This is a genomic window from Pseudomonas sp. NBRC 111140 (assembly GCF_001320885.1).
Taxonomy (GTDB): domain Bacteria; phylum Pseudomonadota; class Gammaproteobacteria; order Pseudomonadales; family Pseudomonadaceae; genus Aquipseudomonas; species Aquipseudomonas putida_P.
Genome location: NZ_BCBQ01000143.1, coordinates 1 through 10,234, shown reverse-complemented (window position 1 = coordinate 10,234; position 10,234 = coordinate 1). Strand labels below are relative to the sequence as shown.

Annotated in this window: 14 protein-coding genes and 1 pseudogene; 10 read left to right on the top strand and 5 right to left on the bottom strand. The window is 62.2% G+C overall.

Features of this window, described 5'->3' with window-relative positions; genetic code table 11:
- Nucleotides 1-501 (top strand): annotated as a pseudogene (locus APH42_RS27615) (GntR family transcriptional regulator); the annotation flags it as partial.
- On the opposite strand, the gene APH42_RS27610 reads toward APH42_RS27615, so the two are convergent.
- The gene (locus tag APH42_RS27610) at nucleotides 502-882 is read right to left on the bottom strand and encodes a hypothetical protein (RefSeq protein ID WP_012273643.1); all 381 of its coding nucleotides are present in this window, start codon (nucleotides 880-882) and stop codon (nucleotides 502-504) included. It lies immediately after the preceding pseudogene.
- Nucleotides 883-1,010: 128 nt separating this feature from the next.
- Complete coding sequence (locus tag APH42_RS27605; protein ID WP_012273642.1) at nucleotides 1,011-2,483, bottom strand: nitrous oxide reductase family maturation protein NosD; 1,473 nt, start codon at nucleotides 2,481-2,483, stop codon at nucleotides 1,011-1,013.
- Nucleotides 2,484-2,725: 242 nt separating this feature from the next.
- Between APH42_RS27605 and APH42_RS27600 the strand changes: the two genes are divergently transcribed.
- The 3 genes from APH42_RS27600 (at nucleotide 2,726) to def (ending at nucleotide 4,554) form a co-directional block, all read left to right on the top strand.
- Nucleotides 2,726-2,905 (top strand): CsbD family protein, encoded by a 180-nt coding sequence (locus APH42_RS27600; RefSeq protein WP_003254639.1) that lies wholly within the window; start codon nucleotides 2,726-2,728, stop codon nucleotides 2,903-2,905.
- A 156-nt stretch (nucleotides 2,906-3,061) separates the two neighbouring features.
- Nucleotides 3,062-4,021 carry a YihY/virulence factor BrkB family protein gene (locus APH42_RS27595; protein WP_012273641.1) on the top strand — a complete coding sequence of 320 codons (960 nt, stop codon included), beginning with the start codon at nucleotides 3,062-3,064 and terminating at the stop codon, nucleotides 4,019-4,021.
- On the top strand, nucleotides 4,018-4,554 hold the full coding sequence (gene def, locus APH42_RS27590) for a peptide deformylase (RefSeq protein ID WP_060494662.1): 537 nt from the start codon (nucleotides 4,018-4,020) through the stop codon (nucleotides 4,552-4,554). The genes APH42_RS27595 and def overlap by 4 nt, the downstream gene beginning before the upstream one ends.
- On the opposite strand, the gene APH42_RS27585 is transcribed toward def, so the two are convergent.
- Entirely contained in the window at nucleotides 4,509-4,877 is a 369-nt protein-coding gene (locus APH42_RS27585) for a GNAT family N-acetyltransferase (protein ID WP_012273639.1), read from the bottom strand. The two genes, def and APH42_RS27585, sit on opposite strands and share 46 nt — an antisense overlap.
- Before the next feature lie 354 nt (nucleotides 4,878-5,231).
- Between APH42_RS27585 and APH42_RS27580 the strand changes: the two genes are divergently transcribed.
- The 5 genes from APH42_RS27580 (at nucleotide 5,232) to APH42_RS27560 (ending at nucleotide 8,232) form a co-directional block, all read left to right on the top strand.
- Nucleotides 5,232-5,489, top strand: coding sequence for a DUF2790 domain-containing protein (locus APH42_RS27580; RefSeq protein WP_060494661.1), 258 nt, complete (start codon nucleotides 5,232-5,234; stop codon nucleotides 5,487-5,489).
- Between the two features lie 183 nt (nucleotides 5,490-5,672).
- The gene (locus APH42_RS27575) at nucleotides 5,673-6,098 is read left to right on the top strand and encodes a nuclear transport factor 2 family protein (RefSeq protein ID WP_012273637.1); all 426 of its coding nucleotides are present in this window, start codon (nucleotides 5,673-5,675) and stop codon (nucleotides 6,096-6,098) included.
- 44 nt (nucleotides 6,099-6,142) lie between these two features.
- Nucleotides 6,143-6,487, top strand: coding sequence for a YciI family protein (locus APH42_RS27570; protein WP_012273636.1), 345 nt, complete (start codon nucleotides 6,143-6,145; stop codon nucleotides 6,485-6,487).
- 21 nt (nucleotides 6,488-6,508) lie between these two features.
- Entirely contained in the window at nucleotides 6,509-6,994 is a 486-nt protein-coding gene (locus APH42_RS27565; RefSeq protein ID WP_012273635.1) for an SRPBCC family protein, read from the top strand.
- Complete coding sequence (locus APH42_RS27560) at nucleotides 6,994-8,232, top strand: RNA polymerase sigma factor (protein ID WP_012273634.1); 1,239 nt, start codon at nucleotides 6,994-6,996, stop codon at nucleotides 8,230-8,232. The genes APH42_RS27565 and APH42_RS27560 overlap by 1 nt, the downstream gene beginning before the upstream one ends.
- 64 nt (nucleotides 8,233-8,296) lie before the next feature.
- Here the strand turns inward: APH42_RS27560 and APH42_RS27555 are convergent, their stop codons facing one another.
- Together APH42_RS27555 and APH42_RS27550 are read right to left on the bottom strand one after the other, a co-directional pair.
- Complete coding sequence (locus APH42_RS27555; protein ID WP_060494660.1) at nucleotides 8,297-8,767, bottom strand: MaoC family dehydratase; 471 nt, start codon at nucleotides 8,765-8,767, stop codon at nucleotides 8,297-8,299.
- 34 nt (nucleotides 8,768-8,801) lie between these two features.
- A complete protein-coding gene (locus APH42_RS27550) occupies nucleotides 8,802-9,746 on the bottom strand; it encodes an alpha/beta hydrolase (protein WP_012273632.1) in 945 nt (314 codons plus the stop codon).
- A 218-nt stretch (nucleotides 9,747-9,964) separates the two neighbouring features.
- Between APH42_RS27550 and APH42_RS27545 the strand changes: the two genes are divergently transcribed.
- Nucleotides 9,965-10,234 (top strand): AMP-binding protein (locus APH42_RS27545; RefSeq protein WP_156352949.1); only part of this gene is annotated, 270 nt, incomplete at its 3' end.

Below are 10,234 nucleotides of genomic sequence, written 5' to 3'. Positions count from 1 at the left end.
GATTACTGCGTGGTGCACGTGTACCTCGACAAGCGCACCCGCCGCATCACCGCCACCTCGCGTCTGGACCGCTACCTCGACGTTACCCCGGCCGACTACAAGGTTGGCCAGCCGGTCGAGTTGCTGGTGGCCGGCGAAACGCCGATGGGCTTCAAGGCCATCATCAACAACCGCCACTGGGGTTTGATCCACAAGAACGAGGTGTTCAAGTTCCTGCGCTCGGGCATGCACGAGAAGGGCTTCATCAAGGAAGTGCGCCCGGACGGCAAGATCTCGCTGAGCCTGCAGCCGGTCGGCGCGGCCCTGGCAGACACCCTGCAAGAGCAGATCATGGCGCGCCTGGAGGCCGAAGGCGGGGTGTTGGGTGTGTGTGACAAGAGCGATCCTGCGTTGATCAGCAAGCTGTTCAACGTCAGCAAGGGCAACTTCAAGAAGGCCATTGGCGGGTTGTTCAAGCAGGGCCTGATCGTCATCCATGACGATCGGATCGAAAAGGCCTGATCAGGCCTGCACGAAGGTACGGAAGTCTAGCTGCTCACCACCGGGACGGGTGTCGCGCAGCAGCGAGTCGCGGTCGGCGCTGAGGGCCAGGCTGATGGTCGAGCGGCGCTTGCCGGGGTTGCGCACTTCCATTTGCTCCTGGTGAGCTTTGAGGAAGTTGGTAGGCACCTTCAGGTGCTGCAGCTCATCGCTTTCCGGGTTGTGCAGCAGCAAGTTGACCCAGTCGGGCTGGCCCTTGCGCAGCAGCGCCACCGGCACTTCGAACCACCACAGGTTGCGCTTGCGGTCGAGGATGGCGAACAGGGTATTGCTGCTGGTCAGCACCGGCCGGGCCAGTGCTTCGTTGCGCCGGGCAATGGCGGCGGGTTTGTCGAGTTTCATGCAGGTTCCTGCGGGTTGACGCTATGAAGGCCTGCATTGTGAGGGGTGGCACCGGGCGGGGCAAGGCTTGTAACGTGCGGTGCGTATGCGGGCCCTTTCGCGGGCAAGCCTGCGAAAGGGCCGGTACTTCACCGGCGAACCGGCGGGCTCAATTCAGAAGTTGCCCCATCGGCAGTGGTCACCGTCGCAGTAAAGCTGCGCAACTCGCCCATATTCTCCAACACCTGCGCAAACCGCGCCTCGCCCTGCGGGTCGCTGTTCACCAGCACGTCCCCAAGGTACTGCTGCGCCTCGGTGCCATCGGCCTCGGCATTGCCAAAGAACTCCACCCGCAGCAGGCTCGACGCCGGCCCCTGCACTTCTCCACGCAACACATTGCCTTCCAGCGCTAACAGCCGTGGTGCCTGCTGGTTATGGTTGGGTAGCGGCTGGCAAGGCTTGGGCTCGCCCTTGGCATCGCAGATGATCGCCTGGTCTTGCTTGGCAAGGTCGGCCCCCACCCCACGCGACCCCACATACAGCGCATGCGCCTGGGCCGGCACGCCAAACACGATGGCGCCGGTGCGCTGGTCGGGCACGCATGACCCGCCGGCCTCGCAGCGGCGGATGTCCTGGCTGTTACCCCAGATGCGGTTGGCGCTCAGGCGCGTGGCGGTAATGTCCGGCTCCGGGCGCAGGGCCACGCCGATGCGGTTGCCGTGGATCAGGTTGCCGTCGAGGATGTTGCCCTCGCCGGTGACGCTGACACCGATCGAGTTACCGCTGAAGGTATTGGCCGCCAGGTAATTGCGCTTGCCCCAGTTGATCTGCAGGCCGTCGGAGTAGTTTTCGAACCGGTTGCGCACCACGCTGTTGTCGTTGCCCAGCAGAATCTCGATGCCTTGGGAGGGCTCAGGGTTGGCTGCGGTGGAGCGGAACAGGTTGTCGGCCACCAGGTTGAACGCCGCACCGCGGGTCAGCTCCAGGCCGTCGCCGTTGTCGATCAGCTGGTTGCGCAGCACCTTGTTGTTGTTCGTGGTGGTGGCGGTGGGGTTACCGGCGCCGTCGTCGCCGGTCAGCATGATGCCCGCGCCGCCCTTGTTGGCGACGATGCGGTTGTCTTCGATCACGTTGTAGCTTGCGCGGTTGACCAGGATGCCGATGCAGAAATTGCGCACTTCCAGGCCGCTCAGGTGCACGCCCTGGGTGTCACGCAGCACCAGCCCGGGGTTGGTGGTGGTGCGCACGTTGGTGCCGAACTGGCCGGGCAGGGCGCCGGGGCAGGTGTGTACGCCCTGGTCCTTGATGTAGGCCGAGCCGTCGATGGCGATGTATTGGCCGTTTTGTGCCCAGGACAGGCCGGTGATACGTACCGGGCCTTTGATTTCCGGCAGTGCACGGCTGGGGCGGATGACATAGGGCGGCTTGCCCACGGCCGCAATATCGATGCGGTAGTGGCCTGGGTTCTGGTTGCTGGTTTCGATGGCCCAGCGCAGCGAGCCGGGTTGGCCGTCGTCGGCATAACGCTCGACACGCAGGGTTTCGGGGCTGGCCGGTGCGGCGGCCAGGGTGGGCAAGGGGAGCAGTGGCAGCAAGGCCACCAGCGCAGGCATCAAACGCATGGGTGTGGGTATCCGAAAACATTGTTCTTATCGAGTGTCCGCCTGCTTCGGGCGGACGTTTGCGGGGATTCTAGGGCAGCCGTACTGACTGCGCAGGGGCGCGGTGGCGATTGGGTGCGGTATTCGCCCGCAGATTTACCGCTCGGCTTATGGAAGGAAAATTCGTTGAAACTCCTGATGAAGGCGTTGGGTCCACCTACTGTCGACACGGTCCACGTGTCTCCATTTGCAGGAGTTTTGCCATGAGCGGTACCAAAGACAAAGCGAAAGGCCTGGCCAACGAAGCGATCGGCAACGTGAAGCAGGGAGTCGGCAAGGTGACCGACAACGACAAGCTGCGGGCCGAGGGCAAGGCACAGGAACTCAAAGGCGAGGCGCAGCAAATCAAGGGCAATGTGAAGGATGCGGTGAAAAAGCCTTGATTCGAGGTGGTTTGTGCCGCCCCCTTCGCGGGCAAGCCCGCAAAGGGGGCGGCACTGTCGTAAGCAAATTCTTCAATCATGGCCGGGAGCAGCACAGCAACGACAGGGTCTATTAGACTTGCCTGTTGTAATGATCAAGCGGCGAAAGGAGACGCTATGATTTTCCCCGACCTGCGCGGCCTGCCCCTGCACCGCGTGCTGGTACGCACCGTCAAGGAATTCCTCGACGACGAGATGTCCACCTATGCCTCAGCGCTGGCGTATCAGGCGCTGTTCTCGCTGTTCCCCTTCCTGTTGTTTCTGATTGCCCTGATCGGCTTTCTGCACTTGCCGGACTTCTTCTCCTGGCTGCGCTTGCAGTCGGAACTGGTGTTACCGCCCCAGGCGCTGGAGCAGGTCAACCCGGTAATCGACCAGCTGCAGCAGTCCAAGGGCGGGCTGTTGTCGGTAGGTATCGTGATTGCCTTGTGGACTGCCTCTGCCGGCGTGCGCCTGATGATGAGCGCCATGAACGCCGCCTACGACGTGCCTGAAGGCCGCCCGGTGTGGAAGCGCATCCCGTTGTCCATTTTCTACACCGTGGGCCTGGCCGGTATGCTGCTGGCGGCCGCGGCACTGATGGTGCTGGGCCCTCAGGTGATGGAGTGGATCGCTGCCCAGATCGGTATGCAGGAATTCATCGTCACCCTGTGGACCATCCTGCGCTGGCCGGTGATCATCATCCTGTTGATGGTGGCGGTGGCGCTGATCTACTACGTGATGCCCGACGTGAAACAGAAGTTTCGCTTCATCACCCCAGGCTCGGTGCTGGCGGTGGTGGTGTGGATCGTGGCCTCACTGGGCTTTGCCTATTACGTGAAGACCTTTGCCGACTACAACGCCATGTACGGCAGCATTGGTGCAATCATCGTGCTGTTGCTGTATTTCTATATCTCGGCCGCCGTGCTGCTGCTCGGCGCCGAAATGAATGCGGTGATCGAGCACATGTCAGCCGAAGGCAAGAACCCGGGCGAAAAAGACTTCGACGGGGAAAAGCCCAAGGAAACCTTGACGGTACTGGGCCACGAGCACCCGAACCCGAGCGAGCCTCATACCGTCGAGCCGAACCCCCGATGATCCGTGACATTCTCAAGATGGGCGATGAACGCCTGCTGCGCATCGCCCCGCCAGTGCCTGAGCACATGCTCGGCACTGCCGAACTGCAGCAACTGATCGACGACATGTTCGAAACCATGCGCCATGTGGGCGGTGTGGGCCTGGCCGCGCCGCAGATCGGCATCGACCTGCAACTGGTGATTTTCGGCTTCGAGCGCAGCGAGCGTTACCCCGATGCCGAGGCGGTGCCGCAGACCATTTTGCTGAACCCGGTCATCACCCCGACCTCCAGCGAGGTCGAGGACGGTTGGGAAGGTTGCCTCTCGGTGCCCGGCCTGCGTGGCGTGGTGCCGCGCTTCAAGCATATCTGCTACGAAGGCATCGACCCCCGGGGCAACCCGATCAACCGCTTTGCCGACGGCTTCCATGCGCGGGTCGTGCAGCACGAGTGCGACCACTTGATTGGCCGACTGTACCCCTCGCGTATCCAGGACTTTGCCAAGTTTGGTTACACCGAGGTGCTGTTCCCTGGGCTTGAGGTCAGCGACGACTGACCCCGCTGCAAGGCGACAAGGCATTTGCTGCGCTGGTAGCGTTGCAGGCGGCCGGCCAAGGCTTCTGGCAGTTGTTGAGCCAGGTCGAAACCCAGGCGCTGATAGAAGGGGACAAGGTCGGGATGGCAGAACAGCCAGACAGGCCTGCGAGCCTGTACCAGCGCCGCCTCCACCAACCGTGCTGCCACCCCCTGACTGCGCTGCTGTGGGTCGACGAACAGGCCGGTCAGCCAGAAACCCTCACCCACCGCACTCAGGCTCAGCCCGGCAATGATGCCTGGGGCCCTTGCTACCCACAGTTCGGCGTCGCTTGCCGCGCGCATGCGAGAGCCGTGCTGGCGATAAAAGTGGTCCAGTAAACGGCGTTCTATGTCCGAAAGTTTCGAACAGGACATTTTTTCAGAAATGGCGAGCCCTACCCTGAAACGTGGCCAGAGGCTCTGGCCTGATGATTTGCGGCCACTTTGTCGCAGATTGTTGCAAAACCGGCAAGGGTGAATATCCGACTCTGGGGTTCAACTATTGCTGGCCGGGAGTAGAATTTTATTCGTCCCCCCTGGCAGTACGAAGCGGGATCGGTACTTCGTGCCATCTTCACCGTAGATGGCAACTTCTCCGCGCCGGATACGGCAATAGAAGTCAATCGATCAGCTTGAATGCTCAAAAGGCAAACCCACATGAAACCATTACTGATTCTTGCATTGGTCGGTATGTCCTCGTTCGCCCTTGCCGATGAGGTCACACCCGTCTCCAGCCAGCCTGTGGCCCAGCAGTACGACTACTCCATGAACCTGGACATCAAGCGGGTGATCAACTTGTCGACCATCCCCAATGTCTGCGAGGTGGTACCTGCGACCATGACTTACGAAGACCACCAGGGCCAGGTGCACACCATCCAGTACCGAGCCATGGGTGAGGGTTGCCAGCAGGGCTGATCGACAAATATCCATTCTACTAGGTGATGGCTCCATCGCCGGCAAGCCAGCTTGCCGGCGATGGAGCCATCACCTTTCAGAATTTTCTACAAGCCATGTCGATTCCTTCAGACATCGTTCGACAATAGGTGAAGGTACGCTCCACGCCGTGCCCAAACCCATTGTCCTGTCGGAGGAACCCCGATGAGCACCGCAGCCGAAACCGAGATCCGCCAACTGATCGAGCGCTGGATGCAGGCCGTGCGCGATCGCGACATCCCCAACATCACCGCCCCCTATGCCGATGACATTGTCGCCTTCGATGCCATCCAGTCCCTGCAATTCAAAGGCAAGGCCCCCTACACCGCGCACTGGGAAATGTGCATGAACATGTGCACGGGCCCCATGGTCTTCGAGCTTGCCGAACTCACCGTGCACGCCGCTGGCGACCTGGCCCTGGCCCATTGGCTAAACCGCTGCGGGCCGGGGGATGACGAAAGCCAGTGCGGCTTCATGCGCGCCACCGTGGGCTATCGTCGTCAAGGTGGCCAGTGGCAGGTGATCCACGAGCACTGGTCGGCACCGTTCGACATGGAAACGCAAAAAGCCCTGTTCGATCTCAAGCCCTGAGCCGTTATCGCCAAACGCACTTTGCCAATGCTCTGGAGGTGACCATGAAATACCTGTGCCTGGTCTATTGTGACGAGGGGTTGCTGCACAGCCTTCCCGACAGCCCGGAAGACGCCGAATGCATGGCTTACGCCGAAACCATTCACGGTTCTGGGCGCATGCTGGCGGCCGAGGCGTTGAAGCCGGTGCAAACGGCGACCACGGTGCGCGTGCGCAAGGGGCACATGAGCCTGACCGATGGCCCCTTCGCCGAAACCAAGGAGCAACTGGCCGGCTTTTACCTGGTGGAGGCCCGCGACCTCAACGAAGCACTGAATATCGCCAAGGGCATCCCTGCCGCGCGGGTTGGCAGTGTTGAGGTGCGCCCGGTGCGCGAACTGCAACCCTGATAGCCAAGGAGAACAACCAGCATGAGCCTTGCACCCACTGCGCAAGCGCAACACGAGTTGTCCATCAGCCGCCTGATCGACGCACCACCGGCCAAGGTATTCCGTGCCTGGACCGACCCCCAGTGGCTGATGCAGTGGTGGGGGCCGCACGGCATGACCACCCCGGAGTGCGAGATGCAGTTATGGGCCGGCGGCCTGTTTCGCACCCTGATGCGGGCCCCGGATGGCAGCGAGTACCCGAACCAGGGCGTATTTCTGGAAATTGCCGCGCCGCGCCGGTTGGTGTTCACCGATGCCTTCGGCCCCGGTTGGGTGCCGTCGGACAAGGCCTTCATGACTGCCGTGATCAGCTTTGACGAGGAACAAGGCAAAACTCGCTATACCGCCCGTGCCTGGCACTGGACTGCCGCTGACTGCCGTGCCCACGAGGAAATGGGCTTCCACCAGGGCTGGGGAGAAAGCCTGGACCGCCTGGTGGAGGTGGTGACCCAGCGGATGCCCGACTGATGACGGCACTGGCGCAGGTGCGCGCCGAAGTCGAGGCGGTGTACCGGCGTGAGTCGCGGCGCATCCTGGCGACGTTGATCCGCTTGCTGGGTGACTTCGACCTGGCCGAGGAGGCCATGCATGATGCCTTCTTCATCGCCGTCGAGCGCTGGCAGCGCGACGGCATACCCGATAACCCAAGGGCATGGCTGGTTTCCACCGGGCGCTTCAAAGCTATTGATGCGTTGCGCCGACGCGCCCGTTTCGACCGCTCCCAGGCAGACCTGAGCATGCTGCTCGAAGGCCAGGCGCAGGATCCCAGTGATGACGAACTGCTGGCCGATGACCGCCTGCGGCTGATCTTTACCTGCTGCCACCCGGCACTGTCGGCTGACGCCCAGGTGCCATTGACCCTGCGCGAAGTGTGCGACCTGACCACCGAGCAGATCGCCCGTGCCTTCCTGCAAAGCCCGGCCACCATTGCCCAGCGCATCGTCCGCGCCAAGGCCAAGATCCGCGAGGCCGGCATCCCTTATCAAGTGCCGGAACTGAACGAACTGCGCGAGCGCCTGGATAGCGTGTTACGGGTGATCTACCTGGTGTTCAACGAGGGCTATTCGGCGTCATCGGGCGAGGCACTGCTGCAGCAGGACCTCAGTGATGAAGCCATTCGCCTGGCGCGGTTGCTTGTGCAGTTGCTGCCCGACCCGGAAGCGGTCGGCCTGCTGGCCTTGATGTTGCTGCAGGCGTCCCGGCAGCAGGCACGTATCGATGCCCAGGGCAACCTGGTGGTGCTGGAACAGCAGGACCGCAGCCTGTGGGACCGGCCACGCATTGAAGAGGGCTGCGAACTGGTGCGCCAGGCCCTGCAGAGCCGGGCGTTTGGCGCCTATACCGTTCAGGCGGCGATTGCTGCCGTGCATGCCGAAGCGGCAACGGCTGAACAGACAGATTGGGCTGAGATCGTTGGGCTTTATGACGTGTTGCAGCGTCATTGGCCGTCGGCGGTGGTGGAGTTGAACCGGGCGGTGGCGCTGGCGAAGCGAGATGGGCCGGAGGTTGGCCTGCGGGTAGTCGAAGGGATTCTGGCGCGGGGTGAACTGCTGGACTATCACCTGGCGCATGCGGCGCGGGCCGAGCTGCATTATCAGCTGGGGCAAATGGAGGAGGCGCGTGCGGCCTGGCGGCAGGCACTGGCGTTGACCCGACAGGCGCCGGAGCGGCGGCATATCGAGCAGCGGTTGAAACTCATTGAATGATGTTGGCGATACCGGCCTCTTCGCGGGCTTGCCCGCGAAGAGGCCGGTATTGGCTTATCAGTTTTCAGCTAGCCACAAAATTCGGCGGCGACACCAGCTCGACGGTCTGCTGCTTGCGCGGTGCCAGGATCTCGGCTTCACCCTGGACCACCAGCTCATCGTTCTGGTTGTACACATTGGTCGCGATGCGCACCTTGAACTTGGGCAACTTCTCGAGAATTTCCAGCCGCACGGTCAGGGTGTCGCCAATTTTCACCGGTTTCTGGAAGCTCATCTGCTGGCCTAGGTAGATGGTGCCAGGGCCAGGCAGGGTGCAGGCCACTGCAGCACTGATCAGCGCGCCGCTGAACATGCCATGGGCAATCCGCTCGCGGAACATGCTCTTTGCGGCGAACTCGGCATTCAGGTGAACCGGGTTGTGGTCACCGGACATCGCAGCGAACAGCTGGATGTCGCGTTCTTCGACGGACTTCTTGTACTCGGCTTTCTGGCCGACTTCGAGGGCTTCGTAAGGCGTGTTGGTGACCTGGGACATCGGTGCTTCCTTAAGCGTTGGGCGAGGGCGGCTATCATTCACTGCGCACAGGGCGGCCAAGGGCCAGCGCCTGTTCAAGCCAGCCGAGAATATCGGCGGTGACCTCGTCACGGTTGGTTTCGTTGAGTACTTCATGCCGCGCATCAGGATAGACGCGTAGCCGTACATGTCGATTGCCGGTCGCGCGCAGGGCGTCGGCCAGATGGGTAAGACGCTTGCCAGCACTGACCGGATCACATTCGCCACCAATTACCAGTATTGGCAGGTTGGGGTCGATCTGCGCGAGGTTACTCGGCTGGCTGATCTGCGCCAACCCTTGCAGCAGGTCCAACCACAGCTGGTTGCTGCAGCGAAAGCCGCACAACGGGTCGTTGACGTACTGGTCGACCTCGCCGGGGTCGCGGCTGAGCCAGTCGAATGCTGTGCGGTTGGGCTTGAAGGCCTTGTTGAACGAACCAAACGACAACCACTCGATCAGTGCACTTTTACCCAACGGCCCTTGGCGCCAGGCCTCAAGCCGGGCAATCAGCCGTGCCACGCGGTACAGCGCCGCCGGCTGGTAGTTGGAGCCGCTGAGGATCGCCCCGTGCAGGCTGCCACTGTGGTGCAACAGGTAGGCCTGGGCAATATAGCTACCCATGCTGTGGCCAAGCAGGAACAGTGGCGTGCACGGGTATTGCTGGCCGATGTGCTGGGCCACGCGTCCGAGGTCGTTGACCACGGCATTCCAGCCATGATGGCGGGCGAACAGGCCGAGGCTGCCCTGTTCGGCGGTGCGCCCGTGGCCGCGTTGGTCGGCAGCGAACAGGGCAAAGCCGGCCTCGCTCAGGGCATGCCCCAGGCGTTGGTAGCGCCCGGCATGCTCGGCCATGCCATGGGCCAGCAGCACCACGGCCTTTACTGGCGTGGCCGGCAGCCATTGGTGTACGTACAGGCTGCAGTGCTCGCTGGCGGGTAGCCAGAAGGCGTCGTGGGGCATGGCGGGTCCTTGTGCGCGCGGTTACCCGGACAGTGTATGCACAACCGGCCGGATTGCAGGAAGGGCACAAATAAGATTCACAATGTTAATGGCGGCACTTGGCGTATATGCCGCCTTGGGCTTACCTGCTAACGTCGGATCAACGCCTTTTTGCCAGCAGGCAATCGGGTAGAGGACAAAAGGACGCAGTGCAGGTCCAGGCAGAGGAACAATAATAAATGCAAGCCGAATTCTGGAATGACAAGCGCCCGGCGGGCGTGCCTTCCACCATCGACATCAACGCCTACGCCTCGGTCGTCGAGGTGTTCGAACGCTCCTGCAAGCGCTTTGCCGACCGCCCGGCGTTCAGCAATCTGGGCGTGACGCTGAGTTATGCCGAGCTGGAGCGCCATTCGGCAGCCTTCACTGCCTGGTTGCAGCAGCACACCGACCTCAAGCCGGGTGACCGCATCGCGGTGCAGATGCCCAATGTGCTGCAGTACCCCATC